This is a genomic window from Streptomyces spinosus (assembly GCF_020400655.1).
GTDB classification, from domain to species: Bacteria; Actinomycetota; Actinomycetes; order Streptomycetales; family Streptomycetaceae; genus Streptomyces; species Streptomyces argyrophylli.
Genome location: NZ_JAINRC010000008.1, coordinates 203495 through 227959 on the forward strand (window position 1 = coordinate 203495; position 24465 = coordinate 227959).

The following is a 24465-nucleotide window of genomic DNA, read 5'->3' on the forward strand; positions in this document are numbered from 1 at the left end:
AGGACGGGCGCTCGGGATCACACCCGGTGGGTGTCAGCCCTCGAAGACGCGGAGATCGCCCGGCGGGTTGCCTGGCAGCGGGGTGCGCGATGATGGGAGGACCGCACCCACTCGTCGTGCGTCCCCCTGTCGTTCATCCGCTTGTTCCTTCGGAGTGACCCCATGGCACCGCGCATCTTGCTGGCCCGGCACGGACAGACGGCGTGGTCGCTGTCCGGCAAGCACACCGGCAGGACCGACGTGCCGCTGCTGGAGGAGGGCCGGCGCGGGGCCAAGCTGCTCGGCGAGCGGCTGCACCGCGCTCCGCTGGACGGACTGGCGGACGCGGAGGTGCGGACCAGCCCGCTGTCACGCGCGCGGGAGACGTGCGAACTGGCCGGCTTCGGGGACCGCGCCGCGGCGTGGGACACGCTGATGGAGTGGGACTACGGCGCCTACGAGGGCATGACCCCGGCCGAGATCCAGGCCGTGCGGCCCGGCTGGCTGATCTGGCGCGACGGGGTCCCCGGGGGCGAGAGCCTCGCCGACGTCACCGCGCGCGCGGACGAGGTGGTCTCCTGGGCCCGCTCGGCCGACCGGGACGTCCTGGTCTTCGCCCACGGGCACGTCCTGCGGTCGATCGGGGCGCGGTGGCTGGGGCTGGGGCTGGACTTCGCGGCGCGGATACGGCTGAACCCCACGTCGCTGTCCGTGCTGGGCTGGGCCTACGGGGAACCGGCGATCGAGAGCTGGAACGACACGGGGCACCTGACGGGCTGACGGCGTGCCCGGTCCGGGCACCCGGCCGGACGGGTGCGGCCGGGCCCCGGCCGGTGAGGTGCCCGGGCGCGGGGCCGTGACGGTGGGCGGGCCCCGGCGTGCGGGCGCGGCCGGTCCCGCGGACCGGTGACCAGGCCGGCCCCGCCCGCACCGGACGACCCGTTACACCCGCCGTGGAACGGACGCGTGGCGGTCCAGGAACTCCGACACCCCCGACGCCCGCCGGTGCGGCAGCAGCACCCGCGCCGTTCCGGCCAGCATCGTCTGGATGCGGGAGGACTGGACCTGGTCCAGCAGCGCCAGCACCCGCAGCCCCGCCTCCGCCGCCTCGTCGGGACGCCCCTCGCGGGCGAGGTCGTCGGCCAGCTCCGCGGTGTACAGCGCGATGTTCCGCGTGAAGTGGGGGTCCTGCAGACGCGCCGCCCGCCGCGCGTGCCGGGACGCCCGCCGCCAGTCGCCCAGCGTGGACCAGCACTGCGCCTCCAGCCCCTCCAGCTCGGCCTCTCCGTAGAAGCTCATCCACTCCGGGTCGGCGTCCGAGCGCCCCCGCTCGAACAGGGCGTGCGCCCGGGCCAGCGCCTGCGCGCAGCCGGTGCGGTCGGCGAGCCCCGCCCAGCCGCCCGCCTCGCGCAGCGCCAGCAGGGACATCAGCCGGTCCGAGCCGAGCGGCTGGGCGGCGCGCTGCGCGGCCTGCGCGGCCCGTACCGCCTCCCGGGGGCGCCCGGCGTCCCGGGCCAGGAACGCGGTGTTGCAGAAGGCGTGCGCCTCCAGCGCGGTATCGCCGGTCATACGTGCGGTGGCCAGCGCCTCCGCGTAGTGCGAGCGGGCGTCGTCGAAGCGGCCGGAGTCATGGGCCAGCCAGCCGACGGAGATGGCGAGTTCACCGGCGCCCGCGTGCAGCCGGTCGGCGGTGGTCTGCCGGGTCGCGCCGGCGTCGAGCAGCTCGTACGCCGCGCGCAGCGGGGCCGCGGCGCGCCGGTAGAGGCCGTCCGCGCCGTGCCGGTCGTCGAGCAGCCGGATGCGGCGGACGGCCTCCTCCAGCGCCGCCGCCTCGGAGGTGCCGGCCCGCCGCAGCGGCCGTTCCGCCGCCGTGGCGCCGGTGGTGAGCCCCAGGGGGGCCAGCGTGGCGGCGGCCACGGTGGCGCCACCGCCGGTCATGAATGCGCGACGCAGCACGTCGCTCTCCTCGTGGTTCAGGGGGTCTTTCGCAAACGGTTCGTGCGGTTCGTACAGCTGGTGCGGTGCACGCGGGCCCCGTTCCCGCGCGTCCCGCCGGTCGCGTGACCCGTGGGTCTCACGGGACTCGTACGGCTCCGCGGCCCCGCGGGACTCACCGGGCACCCGCGGCGCGGGGGCCGTCTCCGCCGTCGTACGGGCCGCGCGTCCGCGGACGGCCGAGCGGGGCGCGAAGCCGAGGTCGGTGAGCGTGCGGCCGGGGAACATGTGCAGGAACACCCGTTCGTACGCGTAGTTGGGGCAGCGGATCTCACCCGCCTCGACCCTGCCGATGTAGCGCGCGTCACAGCTCACCCGCTCACCGATCTCGCGCGCGGCCCGCCGTACCAGGGCCGCGAACTCCGCTGGTGAGCGCCGGCCGCGCAACTGCCGGAAGGCGAGGTTCGGCCGTGGTGGCCGTTCGGGCTGGGACGAGGTCACGGTTGACGACGCCATGGCCGGGTCCTCTCGTGCGAACCGTCGAACCACGCCGGGACCCGGGCGGTTCGGGACGAGTTGTCCGAGTGACGCCCTGGTTCCGGCGGGCACGAACGTACCCGCTGTGAAGGACCCGCCACGCGCTGTTTGGCTACAAACCGGATATCTCATGCACGATCTGCCATGAAGTGCCATCCTTTGCGGCGCACTTGTGCCGTTGCCGTTGACGGGCTCGCGCGTTGGACTTCACGGACCGCAACAGGGCTGTGTGGTGGAGGCCGGCATGGAGACCAGCCAGAGCAACGATCCTTGTACGTCGCCGTCGTCGTCCGCGTGCGGGGGAGGTGACGCGAGGTGCGACCTCGTCACGGTACCGACCCGGCAGGGGCTGGAGGCGGTCGACATCCTGCGGCGGGGCGCGGCGGACGCGGTCGGGCCCGTGCTGCACGACGACGGCTGCGGCACCCTCGGCTTCCTGGTGCCGGCCGGTACGGCCGCCGGCTGGGACGTGCCGGGCAGCACCTGCACCGAGACCGACGGACGCGGGCTGCGGTTGAACCCCGAGCCGCCGGTGGAGGGCTCCGACTGGCTGCTGCCGCCCGGCGAGGCGGACCTCGCCACCGACCCGGTGGTCCTGCGCCGGGCCCTGGGCGAGGCGGCCCGCCTGATCGAGGCGGCCGACAACTGCCGGTGACGCGCCTGCCCCCGGCGGCTGCGAAAATGGGGGGATGGGCAGGTCGAGGAACACACGGCGCGGGTCGGCCGCGGCAGCGGTCGAGGAGCCGGTCGACGGCGGGCTCGCCCAGCTCGTCCCCGACCCGGACCGCGCGCGGGCCTGGACGCTGCTGATCGACGGCGCGCCCCAGTCGCACGTCGACCTGGACGACCCGGCGTACCTGTCCTTCGAGTACCAGCGCCGACTCGGCCACGTCATCGACCTCGCCGCCCCGCCCGGCAAGCCCGTGCACGCCGTGCACCTCGGCGGCGGCGCGCTCACCCTCGCCCGGTACGTCGCCGCGACCCGGCCCCGCTCCACCCAGCAGGTCGTGGAGCGGGACGAGAGCCTGGTGCGACTCGTCCGCCGGGAGCTGCCGCTGGACCCGGGCGCGCGCATCCGGGTGCGGGCCACCGACGCGCGCGCGGGGCTCGCCAAGGTGCCGGACGGCTGGGCCGACCTGGTCGTCGCCGATGTCTTCAGCGGCGCCCGCACCCCCGCCCACCTCACCTCGACCGAGTTCCTGGACGAGGTCAGGCGGGCCCTGAAGCCTTCCGGTGTCTACACGGCCAACCTCGCCGACGGCCCTCCGCTCGCGCACCTGCGCGGCCAGATCGCCACCGCGGCCGCCCGGTTCGCCGAACTCGCGCTGATCGCCGACGCGGCCGTGCTGCGCGGCAAGCGCTTCGGCAACGCGGTCCTGGTCGCCTCCGACCTCCCGCTGCCGCTCGCCGAACTCACCCGCCGCGCCGCCTCCGACCCGCACCCCGGCCGGGTCGAACACGGCAGGCAGCTCACCGACTTCACCGGAGGCGCCGTGCCCGTGACGGACGAGGCCGCGGTGGCCTCCCCGGCACCACCGCCCTCGGTGTTCCGCTAGGGGCCCGCCGGCGGCACCGTGCACGCCGCCCCCCTTCCCCGCGCCCCGACCACGCCGAGGTGGGTCAGTACGTGCCGACCTCGACCCGCGGCGGCCCGTCGTGCCAGACGCAGAACACCGTCACCCGGTCCGCGCCCCGGCCGAACTCCACGCGGATCCAGCTCTCCGTCTTCCACACCTGTATCGACCAGCCCGTCGCCGGGGTCGCCGACACGAGCGCGGCGTCGGCAGCCCGCAGGTCGAACACCGCCCGGCCGCCGTCGGTGTCGTAGGACCTGATGCGGCCGGACGCGGTGGGGGAGGAGGACGCGGACGGGGACGGAGTGCGGGCCGGCGTGCGCGCGGGCGCCGGCGTCGCCGTCGGCCGGACCGGCCGCTCGCGGGACGGGGCCGGCGACGCGGAGGGCGCCCCGGACGCGGACTTCGCATCGTGGGAGTGCGGACCGGCGGCCCTGACCGGAAGCGCGCGCGGCGGGTCGTACGCCGTCCCCGCCATCACCGTGTGGACACCCCACCACGACAGCGTGACCGCCGCTCCCGTCGCGAGCAGCCACGCCAGTACGTGTACGAGTCCTCTGCGCATCGCGGGCCATACTGCCCCAGGGGCACGGCCGTTCGCACATGCCCCGAGTTGTCCACAGGCGCCCGGCCGGTGCCGTCCGCATGGCGTACGGTGCGGCGCATGGCAAGTGTGCTCGTGGTCGAGGACGACCAGTTCGTACGCTCGGCGCTCATCCGGCATCTGACCGACGCCGCACACACCGTGCGCAGCGTCGGTACGGCGCTGGAGGCGCTGCGCGAGGTCGCCCATTTCCGCTTCGACCTGGTCATCCTGGACCTCGGACTGCCCGACCTGGACGGCTCCGAGGCCCTGAAGATGCTGCGCGGCATCACCGACGTGCCCGTCATCATCGCCACCGCCCGCGACGACGAGACGGAGATCGTCCGGCTGCTGCACGCCGGGGCGGACGACTACCTGACCAAACCGTTCTCCGTCGAACACCTCTCCGCCCGGATCACCGCCGTGCTGCGCCGGGCCCGTGCCGGCGGCGGTGAGGCCCCGCCCCCGGCCGTGCTCCGCGTCGGCGGCCTGACCGTCGACCCGCTGCGCCGCCAGGCCGAGTTGGACGGGGCCCGGCTCGACCTCACCCGCCGCGAGTTCGACCTGCTGGCCTTCCTGGCCGGGCGGCCGGGCGTCGTCGTCCCGCGCAGGGAACTCCTCGCCGAGGTCTGGCAGCAGTCCTACGGCGACGACCAGACCATCGACGTCCATCTGTCCTGGCTGCGCCGCAAGTTGGGGGAGACGGCCGCCCGGCCGCGCTATCTGCACACGCTGCGGGGCGTCGGGGTGAAGCTCGAACCGCCCCTTGACGGGCAGGCCGGGCAGGCCCCGCGATGAGATGGGCCCTGGTCAAGGTCTGCCTCGCGGTCACCACGATGGTCGTGGTCGCCTTCGCCGTGCCGCTCGGCCTCGTCGTCAAGGAGATGGCCCGCGACCGCGCGTTCTCCAATGCCGAGCGGGAGGCCGCGGCGGTCGCGCCCGCCCTGTCCATCACCACCGACCGGGACCAGCTGGAGCGGGTGGTGGCCTCGGCCGGCGCCGACTCCGGGATGGCGGTCCACCTGCCCGCCGAGGGCGGACGGGCCGCGCTCGACCTCGGCCGCCGGCGCGCCGCCGGGCGCGACATCGAGGCCGTACGACGGCTCGGCCGCGCCTCCACCGCCACCGTGCCCGGCGGCTCCACCCTGCTCCAGCCGGTCGCGCTCGGCTCCGGCGCGATAGCCGTGGTCGAGGTGTACGTCCCCGAGTCCGAGGTGACCAACGGCGTCGGCACGGCCTGGGCGGTGCTCGCGGCCGTCGGCCTCGCGCTGACCGTCGGCTCGGTCGCGGTCGCCGACCGGCTGGGGGTGCGCATGGTGCGGCCCGCGCGGCGGCTCGTCGAGGGCGCGCACGAGCTGGGCGACGGCAGGCTGGGCGCCCGGGTGCCCGAGGACGGTCCGACCGAGCTCCGGCTGGCGGCCGTCGCGTTCAACTCCATGGCCGACCAGGTCGTCCAGCTCCTCGCCAACGAACGGGAGCTGGCCGCCGACCTCTCGCACCGGCTGCGCACCCCGCTCACCGTCCTCCGGCTGAACGCGGCCTCCCTCGGCGCCGGACCCGCCGCCGAGCAGACCCGGGAGGCCGTCGCCCAGCTGGAGCGCGAGGTCGACACCATCATCCGGACGGCCCGCGAGGCCAAGCCGCAGACGGCCGCCGCCGGACCCGGCGCGGGCTGTGACGCGGCCGAGGTGGTGCGTGAACGCATGGAGTTCTGGTCCGCGCTGGCGGAGGACGAGGGCCGCAAGTGGCGGGTGGCCGGCGTCGACCGGCCGGTGCGCGTACCCGTGGCCCGCGCCGACCTGGCCGCCGCGCTCGACGCCCTGCTGGGCAACGTCTTCCGGCACACCGCCGAGGGCACCGCCTTCGCGGTCGACGTGCACAACGGCGAGGACGCGGTGATCGTGCTCGTCTCCGACGCGGGCCCCGGCATAGCCGACCCCGAGGCGGCGATGGCCCGCGGCCGGGGCTCCGGGCACACCGGCTCGACCGGCCTGGGCCTGGACATCGTCCGCCGGCTCGCCGAGTCCACCGGCGGTGACGTCCGCATCGGCTCCTCGGTGCTGGGCGGCACCGAGGTGCGGATCTGGTTCCAGCTGGACGCCCGGAAGCCGGCCGGACGCGGACGGCGGGGCGCCATGCGCAGACGCCGACCGGGCAAATGGGTCTCTGCCTTTAACCGTTCCCGATCGCTGCCTTAAGCGAACCCTAAGGCCGCCGACGGGCGCCCCGTACAAGCGGATTGTCCCTTTCCTGATCGCTAGCGTGCTGCCGCACCTCTCCCCGTGAACAGCGAAGGCAGGCACGCGCATGAGCACGCACCGGCGCAGGATCAGTGGCAGGAACAAGGCGATAGGCGGCCTGGTGGCCGCGGCCGTGATCGGCGGCGGAGCGGTCCTGCTCACCGGCACCGCCAACGCGGCCGGGGTGAACGCCGCGTACACCAGGACCAGTGACTGGTCCACGGGCTACACCGCCCAGTACGTCGTCACCAACAACACCGGCCAGGCCGAGAAGACCTGGACGCTGGAGTTCGACCTGCCGGCGGGCGCCAAGCTCAGCTCCCTGTGGAACGGCGAGCCGAGCGTCAGCGGTCGGCACGTCACCGTGAAGCCCGCCACCTGGGACACCGACGGCCTGGCCCCCGGCAAGTCGGTGACCGTCGGCTTCGTGGTCAACGGCAGCGGCGACCCGACCGGTTGCCGTATCGACGACGCGCGCTGTTCCGCGGACGACGGAGCGACCCCCGAGCCCAGCGGCCGGCCGACACAGCCCACCCAGTCGCCGACCCCGGACCCCACCGCCACGCCCACCTCCACGCACACCTCGGCCCCCACCGCGAGCGCGACGCCCACCCCCACCGGCAGCACCGGATCCGGCACCACCGCCTCCGCCGGCTTCGCCCCCTACGTCGACACCAGCCTCTACCCGGCCTTCGACCTCCTCGGCGCCGCCGACGCGACCGGCGTGAAGAACTACAACCTCGCCTTCCTCACCGACGGCGGCGGCTGCACCCCCAAGTGGGGCGGGGTCACGGACCTCACCGGCGACGCCGTGGCCGCGCAGATCGGCGCGCTGCGCGCCAAGGGCGGCGACGTCCGCGTCTCCTTCGGCGGCGCCTCCGGCTCCGAACTGGCCACCACCTGCTCCTCCGCGGACGCGCTGGCGGCGGCCTACGGCAAGGCGGTCGACGCCTTCAAGCTCACCAAGGTCGACTTCGACGTCGAGGGCGGGGCACTGCCCAACACCGCCGCCAACACCCGGCGCGCCCAGGCCATCGCCAAGCTCCAGGCGCAGCACCCCGGCCTGGACGTCTCCTTCACCCTCCCGGTGATGCCCGAGGGCCTCACCCAGGACGGCGTGAACCTCCTCGCCGACGCCAAGTCCAACGGCGTGAAGATCAGCACCGTCAACATCATGGCGATGGACTACGGCGCCTCGTACAGCGGCGACATGGGCACCTATGCCGAGCAGGCCGCGACCGCCACCCAGGCGCAGGTCAGAAGCGTGCTGGGACTGTCCGACTCCGCCGCCTGGAAGGCCGTCGCCGTCACCCCGATGATCGGCGTCAACGACGTCTCCTCCGAGGTGTTCAAGGTCGACGACGCCAACCAGCTGGTGGACTTCGCCCGCTCCAAGGGGCTCGGCTGGCTGTCGATGTGGTCGGCGACCCGCGACAAGCAGTGCGCCGGCGGCACCAAGCCCACCGCCGACGCCACGTGCAGCTCCGTCACCCAGGAACCGTTCGCCTTCTCCAAGGCGTTCGGGGCGTACAAGTAGTCGCGCCGGTCACCGGTGCCCCGAGAAGGGGCCCGCAGAAGGTGCCCCGGCAGAAGGGGCCCGGCGGATCACACCGGCCGGGCCCCGCCCCCTCTCAGGCCCCCGCGCGCACCGGCGGCAGCACCCTCGTCCGCGCCGCCTCCCCGTACCACCGCGCGCTCGACTTCGGCGTCCGCTCCAGCGTGGCGTAGTCCACGTAGACCGCGCCGAACCGCTTGCCGTACCCGTACGCCCACTCGAAGTTGTCCATCAGGGACCACAGGTAGTAGCCGCGCACGTCGGCGCCGTCGGCGATGGCGCGGCGTACCTCCGCGAGGTGGGCGTGCAGATAGGCGATGCGCTCGGGGTCGTGCACCCGGCCGTCGGGGCCGGGCTTGTCGTCGTAGGCGGCGCCGTTCTCGGTGATGTGGAGGGGGAGACCGGGCGCCTCGCGCGTGTAGCGCATGATCAGGTCGTACAGGCCCGTCGGGTCGATCGTCCAGCCCATCTCCGTGCGGTCGCCGGGGGTCTGGTGGAAGAGGACGTCGTCGGCGGCCGGCCAGGGCGAGTGGTCGCTGGAGCCGTGGCCGTCCGCCCGGGGTCCCTCGGCCCCGCCGGCCGCGGCGGAGACCAGCGTCGGGGTGTAGTAGTTCAGGCCCAGCGCGTCCAGCGGGGCGTTGATCGTGCGGACGTCGCCGTCCAGGACGTGCGACCAGTCGGTCACCGAGCGCGTGGCCTCCAGCAATGACGGCGGGTACGCCCCGTGCAGGATCGGCCCGTGGAACACGCCGTTGGCCAGGTCGTCGATCCGGCGGGCCGCGGCGAGGTCGGCCGGGTCCTGGGAAAGGGGCCGTACGACCGAGGAGTTGAGGCTGATCGCGATCCGGTTGCCGGCCGGCATCGCCGCGCGCAGGGCGGAAACGGCGAGCCCGTGCCCCAGGTTGAGGTGGTGGGCCGCGCGCAGCGAGGCCGCCGGGTCGGTGCGGCCGGGGGCGTGCACCCCGGAGGCGTAGCCCAGAAAGGCGCTGCACCAGGGCTCGTTGAGGGTGATCCACTGCTCCACCCGGTCGCCGAGCGCCTCGCCGACGAGCTGTGCGTACTCGGCGAACCGGAACGCGGTGTCGCGGTGCGGCCAGCCGCCCGCGTCCTCCAGCTCCTGCGGCAGGTCCCAGTGGTAGAGGGTGAGCGCGGGGGTGATGCCCCGGGCCAGCAGCTCGTCGACCAGCCGGCGGTAGAAGTCCAGGCCCCGCTGGACCGCCGGCCCCCGGCCCGTCGGCTGCACCCGGGACCAGGAGACGGAGAAGCGGTACGCGGTCAGGCCCAGCTCCGCCATGAGCGCGACGTCGTCGCGGTAGCGGTGGTAGTGGTCGACGGCGATGTCCCCGGTCTCGCCGCCGGCCGTCCGGCCCGGTGTATGGCTGAAGGTGTCCCAGATCGAGGGGGTGCGGCCGTCTTCCCGCACCGCCCCCTCGATCTGGTACGCCGAGGTCGCGGCGCCGAAGTGGAAGGCGGGAGGAAAGGCCACGGTCGTCGGTTCGGGCATGAGGGCTCTCCCCTGGAGTCGAGTGCACGCATTATGCATGGGAGCGCTCCCACGGCGAAAGGGGTCGGGCTCGACCGACCTGCCGGGAGTGACGTCCGGACCTACAGCGCAGGGTCGGACAGGGCCGGTTGCCTCGCCGGGCTGACGTGGGCCTTGTCCGTGCGCCGCAGGGGGCCGACGTACGCGTTCTCCGGCTGACGTGGGCCTTGTCCGTGCGCCCATGGGACCGACGTGAGCGTTCTCCGGCCGGCCTCGGTACGGGCCGGGCGGGTGCGAGCCGGCCCGGTCCCTCAAGCCGACGCCCGTACGACCAGTTCCGTCGGCAGCACCACTTCCCGCCGGCCGGTGCCGCAGTGGGCGATCTCCTCCAGCAGGAGGCTCGCCATCGTGCGGCCCATCTCCTCCAGCGGCTGGCGGACGCTGGTCAGCGGAGGATCGATGTGCCGGGCCACGATCGAGTCGTCGAAGCCGATCAGCGCCACGTCGTGCGGCACCCGGCGCCCCGCCGCGCGCAGTTCCAGCACCGCGCCGGAGGCCATCACGTCGGAGGCGGCGAAGACGGCGTCCAGCTCCGGGTGCCGGCGCAGCAGTTCCCGCATGGCCAGGCGGCCGCCCTCCTCGGTGAAGTCGCCCGCCGCGACGAGGTCGTCCGCGACGGCGACCCCGGCCTCGCGCAGCGCCTCCCGGTAGCCTTCGAGCCGCGCCCGCGCCACGTCCATGTCCAGCGGACCGGTGATCGTGCCGATGGACCGGCGGCCGCCGGCCAGCAGGTGCCGCACGGCGAGCCGGGCACCGCCCCGGTTGTCCGCGCGGACATGGCCGAGCCGCTCGCGGTCGCTGCGCCGCCCGGCCAGCACGGTCGGCACGGCCAGTTCCTCCAGCCGGTCGGGCAGGGTGTCGTCCCCGTGGACCGCCATCATCAGGACGCCGTCCACCCGATGTGCGGCCAGGTAGGCGGCGAGCCGGCCGTGCTCCTTCTCGTCGCCCGTGAGGACCAGCAGCAACTGCATCCCGGCACCGGCGAGTCCGGTGGAGACGCCCCGGATGATCCCGGAGAAGTACGGTTCGGAGAAGAGACGGGTCCCGGCGTCGGGCACCACCAGCGCGACCGCGTCCGTGCGCCGGGTGGCCAGGGAGCGGGCGGCGCGGTTGGGCACGTAGCCGAGTTCCGCGATGGCCTGTTCCACGGCCGCCCGGGAGCGTGCGCTGACCTTCGGGGAGCCGTTGATCACCCGCGAGACCGTGCCGCGGCCCACGCCGGCGCGTGCGGCGACGGCGTTCAGGGTCGGGCGCCGGACGTCCGCGGTCCTGTGCGGCTGCGGCTGTTCGGCAGGGCTCATCGTTCACCTTCCGGTGGTCCGGTGCGGGGGAGCTTCATTCTGACCCAGGGATCCCGGCAACCGGTCCGGCCGCCCGCGCAGTTGGCCGCGTGGGGCGACCGCCCCGCCCGTGACCTGCCCCGACGCCCTGGGCAACGCCGGGATGACGGGCCGGTTGCGTCCCGGCGCACGACACGTTCACGTGACGCGCTGAACACGCTTACGCAACAAGGCCGTCTTCAAGACTTGACACCCGGCCTGGCACCAACGAGTCTTCCGGCATGCCGCGTGGGAGCGGTCCCACAGGGCGACCGGGGCTCTCTTCCGTTCGGATCGAACCACTCATGGCCTTCCCCTCTACCTTGCATGGCGCACCTTTGACCAGCACCTTTCCATCGCACTCCGCGTGCTGTTGGCTAGCCGCTGCTCGAACCGAGAGGGCAGGTCCGGACCGCCGTGTCCGGCGGTCCGATTCCTGAGGTCCCGTTGCCCACTGGAACAAGGAGTAGTGGAATGCGCATCACCCGTACCGGCGGTGGTCACGGCCGCAGAACGGCGACACTGGCCACGACGGTCCTGACGGCCTCCGCGCTGCTGCTGACCGGTTGCAGCAGTGACGACGACTCGGACAGCTCGGACGCCAACGGGAACATCACCCTGAAGGTGGCGGACTTCGGACAGTTCGGTTACAAGGAGGCCGGACTGTTCGCCAAGTACCACGAGCTGCACCCGAACATCACGGTCCAGGAAGAGACCACCGCCAACGAGCAGGACTACTACCCGAAGCTCCTTCAGCAGCTGAACACGGGCAGCGGCCTCGCGGACGTCACGGGCATCGAAGTCGGGCGCATCAAGGAGGTCGTGGACACCCAGTCGGGCAAGTTCGCCGACCTCAGCAAGACGATCAACGTGAACGACTGGGTGTCCTGGAAGGAGAAGCAGGCCACCGCCAAGGACGGCACGGTGATCGGCGCCGGTACCGACATCGGCCCCATGTCCCTGTGCTACCGCAAGGACCTCTTCGAGAAGGCGGGCCTGCCCAGCGACCGCGAGGCCGTCGCCAAGGCCGTCGCCGGCGGCTGGGAGGACTACCTCAAGCTCGGCGAGCAGTACAAGAAGAAGGCGCCCTCCGGCACCTACTTCATGGACTCCGCCTCCGCCATGTACAACGCGGTCGTCAGCTCCTCCTCCCAGCAGTACTACGACGCCGACGGCAAGCCGGTCTACAAGGACAGTCAGTCCGTGCAGCAGGGCTGGAACCTGGCCGCCGAGGCCGCCGGCAAGAAGCTGAGCCAGGGCCTGCCCCAGTTCACCGACGCCTGGAACGCGGCGCTGCGCAAGGGCACCGTGGCCACCGTGGCCTGCCCCGCCTGGATGGCCGGCCAGATCTCCATCAACTCCGGCGACTCCTTCAAGGGCAAGTGGGACATCTCCCGCGCCCCGGGTTCGACCGCGGCCAACTGGGGCGGTTCCTTCCTCGCCGTCCCGAAGAGCGGCAAGCACGTCAAGGAGGCCACCGAGCTGGTCAAGTGGCTGACCGCCCCGGAGCAGCAGGCCGCCGTGTTCAAGGCGATCGGTGTCTTCCCGTCCAACAAGGGCGCCTATGAGCTGGCCGACGTGAAGAACGCCAAGCTGCCGTACTTCAGCGACGCCCCCATCGGCCAGATCTACGCCGAGGAGGCCAAGTCCATCCCCGAGGCGGTGCTCGGCGCGAAGGACGGCGTGATCAAGGACACGATCTCCAACCAGATCAACAACATGGAGAAGCGGGGCACCAAGCCCGCCGACGCGTGGAAGTCCGCGACCGAGTCGATCGACAAGGCGCTCGGCTAGCCGTACCGGGTGCGGGGCCCCACCGGCCGCCCGCACCCGTCCGCGCTCGACCCTGTGAGCGGTGCCCGACGGCGGGCGCCGCCCACGGCACCACCCGGCGGGACCCGGCAGCCGACGGCCGGGCTCCGCCCCACACGCACGTCAGGCCGCGGCGTGGGCCGTCCGCCACCGTACCGATCCGCGCGGGGAGGGGCGGACCGACCCCGGTCCCCGAACGCGCTTCCCGCCCCACCCGGCCGAAACCTCCAGGGAAGGACTCCCTCCGTGGCAACGACAACCCCCGCCCGGGGCGCCTACACCCCGCCGCCCGGCGGCACCGGTGCCGCGTCGAACGGACGCGGCACCTGGCGCAGCCGGCTGTGGCGCTTCGACGACAAGGCCTCGCCGTACGCCTACATAGCCCCCTTCTTCCTGATCTTCGGCGCCTTCGGGCTCTACCCACTCCTGTACACGGGCTGGATCGCCCTGCACCGGGTGGAGATGACGAGCCTGGACCAGTCCCAGTGGGTCGGCTGGGACAACTTCGCCAAGATCCTCCAGGACTCCGAGTTCTGGACGGCCGTCACCAACACCTTCGTCATCGGGGTCATCTCCACCGTCCCGCAGCTGCTCGTGGCGCTGGGCCTGGCCCACCTGCTCAACTACAAGCTGCGCGCCAGCACCTTCTGGCGGACCGTCATCCTCACCCCGTACGCCACCTCGGTGGCCACGGCCGCCCTGGTCTTCGCGCTGGTCTTCCGCGCGGACGGCGGCATCCTCAACTGGGTGCTGCACTTCTTCGGCGCCGGCAACACCGACTGGGGCAACGGGGAGTGGACCTCCAAGATCGCCATCTCGGTCATCATCATCTGGCGGTGGACCGGGTACAACGCCCTCATCTACCTGGCGGCCATGCAGGCGGTCCCCACCGACCTGTACGAGGCGGCCTCCATCGACGGAGCGAGCCGGTGGCAGCAGTTCCGCAAGGTGACCATCCCCTCGCTGCGGCCCACGATCCTGTTCACCATCGTGATCTCCACCATCGGCTCGATGCAGCTGTTCGGTGAGCCGCTGCTGCTCCAGGGCGGCACCCTCGGCTCGATCGGCGGCAGCGAGCACCAGTACGAGACGCTCAGCATCTACCTCTTCAACTACGGCTGGAAGCTGGGCCACCTGGGTCCGGCGGCGGCCGTGGCCTGGGCCATGCTCGTCCTGCTGCTGCTCATCGCCCTGATCAACTGGATCGTCGGCCGGTTCATGCGCAAGAGCGCGGCCTGACGGGAGCGACATCGATGACCACGACCAGTCCCACCACGACCGCGCCGGACCTCGCCCCGGCACCGCTTCCCACCGCCCCCGGAAAGGGCCGTGGCCGCTTCAAGATGGGAGCCGGCCAGCAACTCAGGGGCGGTCCCTTCACCTACGTCGCCCTCGTCGTCGTCGGCCTCGGCTCGATCTTCCCGCTGTACTGGACCCTGGTGGCCGCCTCGCACGACCAGCAGCGGGTCCTCGACACCCCGCCGCCGCTCCTGCCGGGCGGCCGGCTGTGGAGCAACCTCCAGGCGGCCTGGGACCAGGCCCACCTGGGCAAGGCCATCGTCAACAGCGTCATCGTGGCCGGCTGCATCACCGTCGCCACCCTGTTCTTCTGCACGCTCGCCGGCTACGCCTTCGCCAAGATGCGCTTCCGGGGCCGTGGTGTGCTGATGACCGCCGTGATCGCCACGCTCACGATCCCGCCGCAGCTCAGCGTCGTCCCGCTGTTCATGATGATGTCGGACATCGGGTGGGGCGGGAAGCTGGAGTCGGTGATCTTCCCGACCCTGGTCGGCGCCTTCGGTGTCTTCTTCATGCGCCAGTACCTGATCGAGGCCCTGCCGTACGAGCTGATCGAGGCGGCCAAGGTCGACGGGGCGAGCAACTTCCGCATCGTGTGGAGCGTGGTGCTGCCCGTGGCCCGGCCCGCGATGATGGTGCTGGGCATGCTCACCTTCGTCCAGGCGTGGAACGACTTCTTCTGGCCCTTCCTCGCCCTGAACCAGGAGAACCCCACCATCCAGGTGGCGCTCGGCCAGCTCAGCGCCTCCTACACCCCCGACCAGAGCATCGTCATGGCCGGTGCGCTGATCAGCACCCTGCCGCTGCTGCTGGTCTTCGTCATCTTCGGCAAGCAGATCGTCGGAGGGATCATGGCGGGCGCCGTCAAGGGCTGAGCCCAGCCGGTGCCGCGGGGCCGGCCGCCACGGCGCCGGCCCCGCCCCCCAGACCGGCGTGCGCCGCGTCCCGTCGGCCCGCCGCCGTGTCCGGTCCGGTACCGCCCGCACAGGCCGCCCCGCAGCGGGCCGTACCGGACCGGGCGCCATCCGGCCGCGCCCCTGCCCGCGCACCCCGCCCTCCCTCCCTCCCCCTTCTCCTCCCGCACCGCCGGACCGCCGTCCGACGTCCGTTTCTCACCCCCCTTTGGGAGCGTTCTCACCATGACCGCCGTACGACCCGAGACCACGGCCCAGCCGGCCTCGGACACCTCCTTCCCGACCGGCTTCGTCTGGGGTGCCGCCACCGCCGCCTACCAGGTGGAGGGCGCCGCCGCCGAGGACGGCCGCACCCCCTCCATCTGGGACACCTTCAGCCACACTCCCGGCAAGGTGCGCAACGGCGACACCGGTGACATCGCCGCCGACCACTACCACCGGTACCGCGACGACGTCGCCCTGATGAAGGAGCTCGGCCTCAAGGCCTACCGCTTCTCCGTCTCCTGGTCCCGAGTCCAGCCCACCGGCCGCGGACCCGCCGTCGAGCGCGGCCTGGACTTCTACCGCCGCCTCACCGACGAGCTCCTGGAGGCGGGCATCACGCCCGTCGCCACCCTCTACCACTGGGACCTGCCGCAGGAGCTGGAGGACGTCGGCGGCTGGCCGCACCGCGACACCGCCCACCGCTTCGCGGACTACGCCGACATCATGGCCCGCGCCCTCGGCGACCGGGTCGGCGTGTGGACCACCCTCAACGAACCCTGGTGCTCGGCGTTCCTCGGCTACGGCTCCGGCGTGCACGCGCCGGGGCGGACCGACCCGGCCGCCACCCTGCGCGCCGCGCACCACCTGAACCTGGCCCACGGCAAGGCCGTCGGCGCGCTGCGCGCCGTGCTGCCGTCGTCCGCGCAGACCTCCATCACCCTGAACCTGCACCAGGTGCGCCCGCTCACCGACAGCCCCGGGGACGCCGAGGCCGCGCGCCGCATCGACGCGGTCGGCAACCGGATCTTCACCGGCCCCCTCCTGGACGGCGCCTACCCCGAGGACCTGCTGGCCGACACCGCGCACCTGGTCGACTGGGCGGAACTGGTGCACGACGGGGACCTCACGGAGATCTCCCGTCCGATCGACGTCCTCGGCGTCAACTACTACTCGCCGACCGTGGTCTCCCTGCCCGCCGACGGCTCCGCCAGCACCCGCAACGACGGTCACGGCGCCAGCGACCACTCCCCGTGGACCGGCTCCGAGCACGTCGCCTTCCACCTCGCCAACGACGACCTGACCGCGATGAACTGGGCCATCGACGCGAGCGGACTGCACACCCTGCTGACCGGGCTGGCGGCCTCGCACCCCCAGCTGCCGCTGATGGTCACCGAGAACGGCGCCGCCTTCGACGACTACGTCTCCCCGGAGGGACGGGTCAACGACCCGCAGCGGATCGCCTACCTCCACTCCCACCTGGACGCGGTGCGCCGCGCCATCGCCGACGGCGCCGACGTGCGCGGCTACTTCCTGTGGTCGCTGCTGGACAACTTCGAGTGGTCCTACGGCTATTCGAAGCGTTTCGGCGCCGTCTACGTCGACTACGCCACCCAGCGCCGCATCCCCAAGGCCAGCGCCCACTGGTACGCCGGCGTGATCCGCGACAACGCCCTGCCCGCCTGACCCACGCCCGCGGCGGGCACGGCCGGGAGGCACCGGCCGTGCCCGCGGCCGCGGACGGAAGCGGAAGCGCCCCGGTCACGGCTGTTACATTCCTGGCCTGAACGGCGGTGAACGGAAGGCGGCGACCATGGCAGGCAATGCTGGGAGAGGCCGGGGCGGCCGGCGGCCGACCCTGGAAGAGGTCGCCGCCCGGGCCGGGGTCGGACGGGGCACCGTCTCCCGGGTGATCAACGGCTCGCCCCGGGTCAGCGACGCCACCCGCGCCGCGGTGGAGGCGGCCGTCGCCGAACTCGGCTACGTGCCCAACACCGCCGCCCGCGCCCTCGCGGCCAACCGCACCGACGCCATCGCGCTGGTCGTCCCCGAACCGGAGACCCGGTTCTTCGCCGAGCCGTACTTCTCCGACATGCTGCGCGGGGTCGGCGCCGAACTCTCCGAGACCGAGATGCAGTTGCTGCTGATCTTCGCCGGCAGCGACCGCGAGCGGCAGCGCCTGGCCCAGTACCTGGCGGCCCACCGCGTCGACGGGGTGCTGCTGGTCTCCGTCCACGCCGACGACCCGCTCCCGGACCTGCTCGCCCAGCTGGAGATCCCGGCCGTGATCAGCGGCCCCCGCTCGGCGGCCGAGTCGCTCCCCTCCGTGGACTCCGACAACTACGGCGGCGCCCGCTCGGCGGTGGAGCACCTGCTGGGCCGGGGCCGCCGCCGGATCGCGCACATCACCGGCCGTCTGGACGTCTACGGCGCCCAGCGCCGCGTCGACGGCTACCGCGACGCCCTGCGCGACGCGGGCCACCCGGTGGACGAACTCCTCATCGTGCCGGGTGACTTCACCGACGAGGGCGGGCGCCGGGCGATGACGACCCTGCTGTCCCGCCACCCCGACCTGGACGCCGTCTTCGCCGGCTCGGACGTGATGGCGGCCGGCGCCCGGCAGGTGCTCCGCGAGGCGGGCCGCCGCGTCCCCGACGACGTCGCGCTGGTCGGGTACGACGACTCCGCCATCGCCCGGCACATGGACCCGCCGCTCACCAGCGTCCGCCAGCCCATCGAGGAGATGGGCCGCGCGATGATCGACCTCCTCCTCACGGAGATCGCCGACCGCCGTCCGGCGGCGTCCCGTGGCGTCGACCGCCACCAGGCGGTCCTGCCGACGGAACTGGTGGTCCGCACGTCGTCGTGACGTCTCCCGCGGTCCGGGGACCCGTGCCCCGGCCCGCGGGAGACGCCGGCGCGCGGGGGCGCCCGGACAACGAGAAAAGCCGGTGACCCGTCTTACGACGAAGTCACCGGCTGATCACTCAGGGTGAGTGACGGGACTCGAACCCGCGACATCCTGGACCACAACCAGGTGCTCTACCAGCTGAGCTACACCCACCACGACCGGATGTCCGAGGAGTGCTCTCCCCGACCGGCCGAGAAGAAGTCTACAGGGTCGGAAGGGGTGCTCGCGCACAGGTTTTCGCGCGGCCCCGCGGCGGCTACCGGGCGGGCAGGACGTGCTTGGCGGCGATCGCCTTGGCGGTGTCGGAGTCCGGCCCGGGCTGCGGCACGAAGATGGCCTCGCGGTAGTAGCGCAGCTCGGCGATCGACTCGCGGATGTCGGCGAGGGCCCGGTGGTTGCCGTTCTTCTCCGGACTGTTGAAGTACGCCCGCGGGTACCAGCGGCGGGCCAGCTCCTTGACCGAGGAGACGTCGACGATGCGGTAGTGGAGGTAGTCCTCCAGGGTCGGCATGTCGCGCAGGAGGAAGCCGCGGTCGGTGCCGACCGAGTTGCCGCACAGCGGGGCCTTGCCGGGCTCCTTCACGTGCTCCCGGACGTAGGCGAGGACCTGTGCCTCGGCGTCCTCGAGGGTCGTGCCGCCCTCCAGCTCGGCGAGCAGCCCGGACGCGGTGTGCATCTGACGCACCACCTCCGGCATCGTCTCCAGCGCCCGGTCCGGCGGGCGGATGACGATGTCCACCCCCTCGCCGAGTACGTTCAGCTCGGAGTCGGTGACGAGGGCGGCCACCTCGATGAGAGCGTCGTCGGACAGCGAGAGGCCGGTCATCTCGCAGTCGATCCACACCATGCGATCGTTCATGCGACCACCCTAAAGCGGGCCTGGGCTTTTGCGTGCCCCCGTGCTCCGCGGGAAGTGGCCAGAGAGACGTCAGGGGGACGGGATGCTCCCGTCCCCCTTTCCGTCACGCTCAGTTACCGCTGCGCGGACCCGGCAGCAGGCCCACCGCGCCCGCCGTGGCCCGGCGGCTCTGCAGGGGCACCCCGCTGTCCCGGTGCTCGTGCAGCAGGGGGGCCGGGCCGACCGGGCCGGGGCCGGACAGGCCCGCGGGCGCGCCCTGCTGGCCGGCCGGCGCCACGGCCGCCTCCGTCTCACCCGGCTTGTCGCCCTGCGGCCTGCGGGCCCGGTAGGCGGCCCGGTAGGCGGCGGGGGACGAGCCGAGCTGGCGGCGGAAGTGGCCGCGCAGGGCCACCGGTGAGCGGAACCCGCAGCGGCCCGCCACCTCGTCCACGGAGTAGTCCGAGGTCTCCAGCAGGCGCTGGGCCTGGAGCACGCGCTGTGTGATCAGCCACTGCAGCGGCGCGCTGCCCGTCAGCGAGCGGAACCGGCGGTCGAACGTACGGCGGCTCATGTAGGCGCGTGCCGCCAGCGTCTCCACGTCGAACTGCTCGTGGAGGTGTTCCAGCGCCCAGGCGACGACCTCGGCGAGCGGGTCGGCGCCGATCTCCTCCGGTAAAGACCGGTCGAGGTAGCGCTCCTGGCCGCCCGACCGGCGCGGCGGGACCACCAGGCGCCGGGCGAGCGCGCCGGCCGCCTCGTTGCCGTGGTCCGTCCGCACGATGTGCAGACAGAGATCGATTCCGGCCGCCGTGCCCGCGCTCGTCAGCACGTCGCCGTCGTCGACGAACAGCTCACGTGGATCGACGTGTACCGACGGGTAGCGCTTGGCCAGCGTCGGCGCGTACATCCAGTGGGTGGTCGCCGGGCGGCCGTCCAGCAGTCCGGCCGCCGCGAGCACGAACGCGCCCGTGCACAGCCCGACGATGCGGGCGCCCTCCTCGTGTGCGCGGCGCAGCGCGTCCAGTGCTTCCTCCGGCGGCGGCGAGGTGATCGAACGCCAGGCCGGTACGACGACCGTCCCGGCGCGTGAGATCGCCTCCAGCCCATGCGGCGCGGTGAGTTCCAGGCCCCCTGTGGTCCGCAGCGGGCCTTCCTCGCCGGCACACACCAGAAGGCGGTAGCGCGGCACGCCGGCGTCCTGGCGGTCGATCCCGAACACCGACAGCGGTATGGAACTCTCGAAGATGGGGCCGCCGCTGAACAGCAGCACCGCGACGATCTCCTTGCGGCGTCGCCCGGACAGCTTCCGGGCTGCGGCGTCCGGCGAGGCAGTGGAGTCGTGGCTCATACTGCTAAGCCCCCCTCGGTGGTCGCGGCTCCTCGGTTGTGTCGCTCCTGCACGTTTCCCCTCGGTCCTGCACGAGTCCCCCGCCGTAAGACAGTCAAGATCGAATCTACTGGCTCCCGCGGTCGTGCGGTGACCAGTTCCACACGCGGCACATTGTCGACATGACAACTTGGCGTGAAGCATTCGATCACGAAGCGTTGCACTCGTGAGGCGTGCAGGGAAGTGCGCCTTGTGGCAGTGGCCAAACCGCGTAGGGTGCGCAGCGGTCCGTAGACCCTTTCCGTGCAGGTGGAACGGGGGTTGGGGGGTGGTTCGGGCCCCTCCTGGTCGATATCCAGAAGTTGGCTGAAAACCAGCGTTCGTAGGTATGGAAACAGGTCAGTCGACCGGTGTCTGCTCCCGGGTGTGACGTCCGCCTCTTTGCGCGGCGCAACGCTCGGCACAGCGCTCGGAGCGGCGCAGCAGCACCCGGCAGGCCGCCGTGACGGCGGCGAGGCCCAGCGCGGTGCCCGTGGCGCCGGCCAGCGAGGTGCCGTACCAGAGCAGGACCACGGGCACGAGCACGCAGCTGAAGGCGGCCCAGCGGATCACATCGCTCGCGCTGTCCGGTGCGGGGCGCGGGTCGCGGCGGGGTCGGGCTCCGGGCATGTCGTACTCCCTGTGGCGGTGGCTCACGCCGGTTCAACGTCCGTCCGACCGGTCGGTCACCGAACGCGCATCTGTGAACGCTGTGCAAACCGCCTGTACGGGGCAGCAACCATTGCGTTACGGGCGCGGCTCGTGCATGCTCCGGTGAACCCCTACGGGCGTCGGGGACCGCTCACGGAGCGTGCGCGGGATCTGGGCTCAGGAGGCGTGCGGCCGTACCCTTGGGGGTATGGGCTTGGGAAGATGTTTCCCGGACACAGCTCCGCAGCACGCTTCCACAGCACACTGTCGTCCCACCCATAAAGGATCACAACGCCGAGACAGCCATGGCCGGTCACGAATTCTCCGAACCCGCGGACCGCAAGCGGCCGGTCGCCGACCCCACGGCGGCCGATCCCCTGGCGGCGGCCGAGTCACGCCCCTCCTGCGACCCCGCCTTCCGGCACGGAGTGGTCGTCGGCTTCGACGGCTCCACCTCCAGTGAGCGCGCCCTCGCCTACGCGATCGGCATGGCCCACCGTTCCCGTTCCGGCCTGATCATCGTGCACGTCGCCAACCGGTTGCCCACCACGGTGTGGGCCGGCTGCGAGCCGCCCGTCTTCGTGGACGTGCCGGACCACCGCACGGAAGTCCTGGGGCTGGAGCTGGCCTGTGCCGACTATCTGGCCGAGGTCCCGTGGATCCTGGTCGAGCGGGGCGGGGACATCTGTCACGAACTGGAGGAGGTCGGCCGCGAGTACGAGGCCGACGCGATCGTGGTCGGCTCCACGCACGGCATCGTCGGCCGGATCTTCGGCTCGGTCGCGGGGCGGCTCGCCAAGCGGGCCAAGCGGCCCGTGATCGTCATCCCCTGACGTCCCCCTGGCGCCCCTGTCGCCTCCCCCTGAGGTCTCACGCTTCGTCAACTCTCTTTGCGCAGCGGGAAACTACTCGTGCGTACAGGTGGTTTGTGCCCTTGTGAAGGGCATATACCGGGCACCGCACCGCTGCACACGCCTGAAGGGAGCCCGCCGTGGACAGCGACGTCTCCGCGGGACGCGTGAGCACGACGGTGGCCGGCCGACTGGCCCTGGCGATCGGCTCGGCCGAGCCGGCAGCCCCGCCCTCGCGAGGGCCGGGGGACGGGTGGCCGTCTTCTCGGGGGCGGTGGCCTGGTACGCGGCGACGACGGCGCTCGCCCACTGGCCGACGGCCCTTCCGGGACGTGCTGCGGGCCGGGGGGTGACGGCCGCCGGCTGAGACCGAGCAGCACGGAAAGGACCCCCACGCGCGAGGTGGCCACGTGGGGGTCCGTTCTGTCCGCTACTCCACCGTCACCGACTTGGCGAGGTTGCGGGGCTTGTCTATGTCCCGGCCCAGGGCCTTCGCCGTGTGGTACGCCAGGAGCTGGAGGGGGATGCCCATCAGGATCGGGTCCAGCTCGTCCTCGTTCTTCGGGACGAGGATCGTCTGGTCCGCCTTCTCCTGGTGCTGGTGGGCCACCGCCAGGATCTTGCCCTCGCGGGCCTTGATCTCCTCCAGGGCCGCGCGGTTCTTCTCCAGCAGGTCGTCGTCGGGGACGATCGCGACCGTGGGCAGGGCCGGCTCGATGAGGGCCAGCGGGCCGTGCTTCAGCTCGGAGGCGGGATAGGCCTCGGCGTGGATGTAGGAGACCTCCTTGAGCTTCAGGGAGGCCTCGCGGGCCACCGGGTAGCCCCGGACGCGGCCGATGAAGAGCATCGAGCGGGCGTCGGCGTAGCTCTCCGCCAGCTTCTTGATCTCCTCCTCCTGCTCCAGGATCTCGGTGATCTGCTGGGGCAGCCTGCGCAGGCCCTCGATGATCCGCTTGCCGTCGCGGACCGAGAGGTCGCGGGTGCGGCCGAGGTGCAGGGCGAGCAGCGCGAAGGCGACCGTGGTGTTGGTGAAGCACTTCGTGGAGACCACGCAGACCTCGGGGCCCGCGTGCACGTAGATGCCGCCGTCGGCCTCGCGGGCGATCGCGGAGCCGACGACGTTGACCACGCCGAGGACCCGCGCGCCCTTGCGCTTGAGTTCCTGCACGGCGGCCAGCACGTCGTACGTCTCACCGGACTGCGAGACCGCGATGTACAGGGTGTCGGGGTCGACGACCGCGTTGCGGTAGCGGAACTCGGAGGCGGGCTCGGCGTCGGCGGGGATGCGGGCCAGCTCCTCGATCATCTGGGCGCCGATCATGCCCGCGTGGTACGAGGTGCCGCAGCCGAGGATCTTCACGCGGCGGATCTGCCGGGCCTCGCGGGCGTCGAGGTTGAGGCCGCCGAGGTGCACGGTGGAGAAGCGGTCGTCGATGCGGCCGCGCAGCACGCGGTCCACGGCGTCGGCCTGCTCGTGGATCTCCTTGTGCATGTAGGTGTCGTGGCCGCCCATGTCGTAGGAGGCCGCCTCCCACTCCACGGTGGTCGGCTCGGCCGAGGTGCGGGTGCCCTCGGTGGTGTACGTACGGAAGTCGTCGGCCTTGAGGGTGGCCATCTCGCCGTCGTCCAGCGTCACTATCTGCCGGGTGTGGGCGACCAGGGCGGCGATGTCCGACGCGACGAACATCTCCTTCTCGCCGATGCCGAGGACGACCGGGGAGCCGTTGCGGGCCACCACGATGCGGTCGGAGAAGTCGGCGTGCATGACCGCGATGCCGTACGTGCCCTCGACCACCCGCAGGGCCTCGCGGACCTTGTCCTCCAGCTTCTCGGCCTGCGAGCGGGCGATCAGGTGGGTGAGGACCTCGGTGTCGGTCTCGGAGAGGAACTCGACGCCGTCGGCCTCCAGCTTGCGGCGCAGGTCGGCGGCGTTGTCGATGATGCCGTTGTGGACGACGGCGACCTTGTTGTCGGCCGACATGTGCGGGTGGGCGTTCACGTCGGACGGGGCGCCGTGGGTGGCCCAGCGGGTGTGGGCGATGCCGGTGGTGCCCTTGAAGCGCGCCGGCACCTTGGCCTCCAGGTCGCGCACCCGGCCCTTGGCCTTGACCATCTTCAGGCCGGGCGTCTTCGGGGAGGTGACGACGACGCCCGCGGAGTCGTAGCCGCGGTACTCCAGGCGCTGGAGGCCCTCCAGGAGGAGAGGGGCGACGTCACGCTTCCCGATGTATCCGACAATTCCGCACATGTATAGAGATATCCCTTGGCTGTCGCTGGGCCGGGCTGTCGTCGGCCGGGTTCCGGCTGGTTTCAGCCGTAGACCATGCGGCGCAGCTGCCTGAGCGTCAGCTCCGGCGGCGCCACCGCCCGGTACTTCAGGTCCGCCCCGATCCGTTCGAAGATCTCCGCGTTCACCAGGCCCTGGGCCTGGAGTTCGCGGTGGCGGCGGCGGACGAACTCCTGGATCGTCTCGTCGAAGTAGGCGAGCACGTCCTGGACCACGCGCAGCGCCTCGCCCCGGCTGAGGGGCGTGGACCGCGTCAGGTGATCGAGAAGTTCGTCGTGCACCCGGTAGA

The 24465-nt window shown here is 72.5% G+C and carries 21 protein-coding genes and 1 tRNA gene; 12 read left to right on the forward strand and 10 right to left on the reverse strand.

The features are described from left to right. Nucleotides 1-162 precede the first annotated feature (162 nt). Nucleotides 163-759, forward strand: coding sequence for a histidine phosphatase family protein (locus LG395_RS17185; protein WP_225810338.1), 597 nt, complete (start codon nt 163-165; stop codon nt 757-759). Nucleotides 760-921: 162 nt separating this feature from the next. On the opposite strand, the gene LG395_RS17190 is transcribed toward LG395_RS17185, so the two are convergent. Beyond that, the gene (locus tag LG395_RS17190) at nt 922-2430 is read right to left on the reverse strand and encodes an NsdA family TPR-like regulatory protein (RefSeq protein WP_171155933.1); all 1509 of its coding nucleotides are present in this window, start codon (nt 2428-2430) and stop codon (nt 922-924) included. 265 nt (nt 2431-2695) lie between these two features. Here LG395_RS17190 and LG395_RS17195 point away from each other — a divergent pair, with 265 nt between their 5' ends. Beyond that, the gene (locus LG395_RS17195) at nt 2696-3106 is read left to right on the forward strand and encodes a hypothetical protein (protein WP_171155935.1); all 411 of its coding nucleotides are present in this window, start codon (nt 2696-2698) and stop codon (nt 3104-3106) included. A gap of 34 nt (nt 3107-3140) precedes the next feature. Next, complete coding sequence (locus tag LG395_RS17200) at nt 3141-4007, forward strand: spermidine synthase (RefSeq protein ID WP_171155937.1); 867 nt, start codon at nt 3141-3143, stop codon at nt 4005-4007. A 64-nt stretch (nt 4008-4071) separates the two neighbouring features. Here LG395_RS17200 and LG395_RS17205 read toward each other — a convergent pair whose 3' ends face one another. Next, nucleotides 4072-4590, reverse strand: a complete 519-nt coding sequence (locus tag LG395_RS17205) for a hypothetical protein (protein ID WP_171155939.1) — start codon at nt 4588-4590, stop codon at nt 4072-4074. A gap of 99 nt (nt 4591-4689) precedes the next feature. On the opposite strand from LG395_RS17205, the gene LG395_RS17210 reads away from it, so the two are divergent. From LG395_RS17210 to LG395_RS17220, 3 genes are all read left to right on the forward strand, one after another. Next, entirely contained in the window at nt 4690-5406 is a 717-nt protein-coding gene (locus tag LG395_RS17210; RefSeq protein ID WP_171155940.1) for a response regulator transcription factor, read from the forward strand. Next, a complete protein-coding gene (locus LG395_RS17215; RefSeq protein ID WP_171155942.1) occupies nt 5403-6806 on the forward strand; it encodes a sensor histidine kinase in 1404 nt (467 codons plus the stop codon). Before LG395_RS17210 ends, LG395_RS17215 begins: the two co-directional genes overlap by 4 nt. A gap of 109 nt (nt 6807-6915) precedes the next feature. Continuing rightward, nucleotides 6916-8385 carry a glycoside hydrolase family 18 protein gene (locus LG395_RS17220; RefSeq protein WP_225810339.1) on the forward strand — a complete coding sequence of 490 codons (1470 nt, stop codon included), beginning with the start codon at nt 6916-6918 and terminating at the stop codon, nt 8383-8385. 94 nt (nt 8386-8479) lie between these two features. Here the strand turns inward: LG395_RS17220 and LG395_RS17225 are convergent, their stop codons facing one another. Together LG395_RS17225 and LG395_RS17230 are read right to left on the reverse strand one after the other, a co-directional pair. Then, nucleotides 8480-9907: a GH1 family beta-glucosidase gene (locus LG395_RS17225; RefSeq protein WP_225810340.1), complete on the reverse strand. Its 1428-nt coding sequence runs from the start codon at nt 9905-9907 to the stop codon at nt 8480-8482. A gap of 290 nt (nt 9908-10197) precedes the next feature. Further along, nucleotides 10198-11247: a LacI family DNA-binding transcriptional regulator gene (locus LG395_RS17230; RefSeq protein ID WP_171155947.1), complete on the reverse strand. Its 1050-nt coding sequence runs from the start codon at nt 11245-11247 to the stop codon at nt 10198-10200. 492 nt (nt 11248-11739) lie between these two features. Between LG395_RS17230 and LG395_RS17235 the strand changes: the two genes are divergently transcribed. The 5 genes from LG395_RS17235 to LG395_RS17255 all read left to right on the forward strand — a co-directional run bounded on the left by LG395_RS17235 (nt 11740) and on the right by LG395_RS17255 (nt 18141). After that, the gene (locus tag LG395_RS17235; RefSeq protein ID WP_171155949.1) at nt 11740-13059 is read left to right on the forward strand and encodes an ABC transporter substrate-binding protein; all 1320 of its coding nucleotides are present in this window, start codon (nt 11740-11742) and stop codon (nt 13057-13059) included. Between the two features lie 264 nt (nt 13060-13323). Further along, complete coding sequence (locus tag LG395_RS17240) at nt 13324-14316, forward strand: carbohydrate ABC transporter permease (protein ID WP_171155951.1); 993 nt, start codon at nt 13324-13326, stop codon at nt 14314-14316. A 14-nt stretch (nt 14317-14330) separates the two neighbouring features. Continuing rightward, entirely contained in the window at nt 14331-15251 is a 921-nt protein-coding gene (locus LG395_RS17245) for a carbohydrate ABC transporter permease (protein ID WP_171155952.1), read from the forward strand. Between the two features lie 264 nt (nt 15252-15515). After that, entirely contained in the window at nt 15516-16958 is a 1443-nt protein-coding gene (locus tag LG395_RS17250) for a GH1 family beta-glucosidase (RefSeq protein ID WP_171155954.1), read from the forward strand. Between the two features lie 127 nt (nt 16959-17085). Next, nucleotides 17086-18141 carry a LacI family DNA-binding transcriptional regulator gene (locus LG395_RS17255; protein ID WP_171155956.1) on the forward strand — a complete coding sequence of 352 codons (1056 nt, stop codon included), beginning with the start codon at nt 17086-17088 and terminating at the stop codon, nt 18139-18141. A gap of 122 nt (nt 18142-18263) precedes the next feature. Here the strand turns inward: LG395_RS17255 and LG395_RS17260 are convergent. The 4 genes from LG395_RS17260 to LG395_RS17275 form a co-directional block, all read right to left on the reverse strand. Continuing rightward, a tRNA-His gene (locus LG395_RS17260) sits at nt 18264-18336 on the reverse strand. Between the two features lie 103 nt (nt 18337-18439). After that, nucleotides 18440-19042, reverse strand: a complete 603-nt coding sequence (orn, locus tag LG395_RS17265) for an oligoribonuclease (RefSeq protein WP_171155958.1) — start codon at nt 19040-19042, stop codon at nt 18440-18442. Between the two features lie 109 nt (nt 19043-19151). Continuing rightward, nucleotides 19152-20369, reverse strand: a complete 1218-nt coding sequence (locus LG395_RS17270; protein WP_171155959.1) for a helix-turn-helix domain-containing protein — start codon at nt 20367-20369, stop codon at nt 19152-19154. A 378-nt stretch (nt 20370-20747) separates the two neighbouring features. Beyond that, nucleotides 20748-21017: a hypothetical protein gene (locus LG395_RS17275; RefSeq protein WP_171155961.1), complete on the reverse strand. Its 270-nt coding sequence runs from the start codon at nt 21015-21017 to the stop codon at nt 20748-20750. Nucleotides 21018-21343: 326 nt separating this feature from the next. Here LG395_RS17275 and LG395_RS17280 point away from each other — a divergent pair, with 326 nt between their 5' ends. Further along, nucleotides 21344-21871 (forward strand): universal stress protein, encoded by a 528-nt coding sequence (locus tag LG395_RS17280; RefSeq protein WP_171155963.1) that lies wholly within the window; start codon nt 21344-21346, stop codon nt 21869-21871. A 448-nt stretch (nt 21872-22319) separates the two neighbouring features. Here LG395_RS17280 and glmS read toward each other — a convergent pair whose 3' ends face one another. Next, nucleotides 22320-24137 (reverse strand): glutamine--fructose-6-phosphate transaminase (isomerizing), encoded by a 1818-nt coding sequence (gene glmS / locus LG395_RS17285; RefSeq protein ID WP_014672894.1) that lies wholly within the window; start codon nt 24135-24137, stop codon nt 22320-22322. A gap of 62 nt (nt 24138-24199) precedes the next feature. Next, entirely contained in the window at nt 24200-24457 is a 258-nt protein-coding gene (locus tag LG395_RS17290) for a hypothetical protein (protein WP_171155966.1), read from the reverse strand. Nucleotides 24458-24465 lie beyond the last annotated feature (8 nt).

Excerpts from the sequence above, each read along its gene's own strand:
- LG395_RS17230 (WP_171155947.1), bottom strand. The coding sequence starts at position 11,247 with ATGAGCCCTGCCGAACAGCCGCAGCCGCACAGGACCGCGGACGTCCGG.
- LG395_RS17250 (WP_171155954.1), top strand. The coding sequence starts at position 15,516 with ATGACCGCCGTACGACCCGAGACCACGGCCCAGCCGGCCTCGGACACC.
- LG395_RS17210 (WP_171155940.1), top strand. The coding sequence starts at position 4,690 with ATGGCAAGTGTGCTCGTGGTCGAGGACGACCAGTTCGTACGCTCGGCG.
- LG395_RS17220 (WP_225810339.1), top strand. The coding sequence starts at position 6,916 with ATGAGCACGCACCGGCGCAGGATCAGTGGCAGGAACAAGGCGATAGGC.
- LG395_RS17225 (WP_225810340.1), bottom strand. The coding sequence starts at position 9,907 with ATGCCCGAACCGACGACCGTGGCCTTTCCTCCCGCCTTCCACTTCGGC.
- LG395_RS17195 (WP_171155935.1), top strand. The coding sequence starts at position 2,696 with ATGGAGACCAGCCAGAGCAACGATCCTTGTACGTCGCCGTCGTCGTCC.
- LG395_RS17185 (WP_225810338.1), top strand. The coding sequence starts at position 163 with ATGGCACCGCGCATCTTGCTGGCCCGGCACGGACAGACGGCGTGGTCG.
- LG395_RS17215 (WP_171155942.1), top strand. The coding sequence starts at position 5,403 with ATGAGATGGGCCCTGGTCAAGGTCTGCCTCGCGGTCACCACGATGGTC.
- LG395_RS17190 (WP_171155933.1), bottom strand. The coding sequence starts at position 2,430 with ATGGCGTCGTCAACCGTGACCTCGTCCCAGCCCGAACGGCCACCACGG.
- orn (WP_171155958.1), bottom strand. The coding sequence starts at position 19,042 with ATGAACGATCGCATGGTGTGGATCGACTGCGAGATGACCGGCCTCTCG.
- LG395_RS17200 (WP_171155937.1), top strand. The coding sequence starts at position 3,141 with ATGGGCAGGTCGAGGAACACACGGCGCGGGTCGGCCGCGGCAGCGGTC.
- LG395_RS17245 (WP_171155952.1), top strand. The coding sequence starts at position 14,331 with ATGACCACGACCAGTCCCACCACGACCGCGCCGGACCTCGCCCCGGCA.
- LG395_RS17275 (WP_171155961.1), bottom strand. The coding sequence starts at position 21,017 with ATGCCCGGAGCCCGACCCCGCCGCGACCCGCGCCCCGCACCGGACAGC.
- LG395_RS17270 (WP_171155959.1), bottom strand. The coding sequence starts at position 20,369 with ATGAGCCACGACTCCACTGCCTCGCCGGACGCCGCAGCCCGGAAGCTG.
- LG395_RS17205 (WP_171155939.1), bottom strand. The coding sequence starts at position 4,590 with ATGCGCAGAGGACTCGTACACGTACTGGCGTGGCTGCTCGCGACGGGA.
- LG395_RS17235 (WP_171155949.1), top strand. The coding sequence starts at position 11,740 with ATGCGCATCACCCGTACCGGCGGTGGTCACGGCCGCAGAACGGCGACA.
- glmS (WP_014672894.1), bottom strand. The coding sequence starts at position 24,137 with ATGTGCGGAATTGTCGGATACATCGGGAAGCGTGACGTCGCCCCTCTC.
- LG395_RS17255 (WP_171155956.1), top strand. The coding sequence starts at position 17,086 with ATGGCAGGCAATGCTGGGAGAGGCCGGGGCGGCCGGCGGCCGACCCTG.
- LG395_RS17280 (WP_171155963.1), top strand. The coding sequence starts at position 21,344 with ATGGCCGGTCACGAATTCTCCGAACCCGCGGACCGCAAGCGGCCGGTC.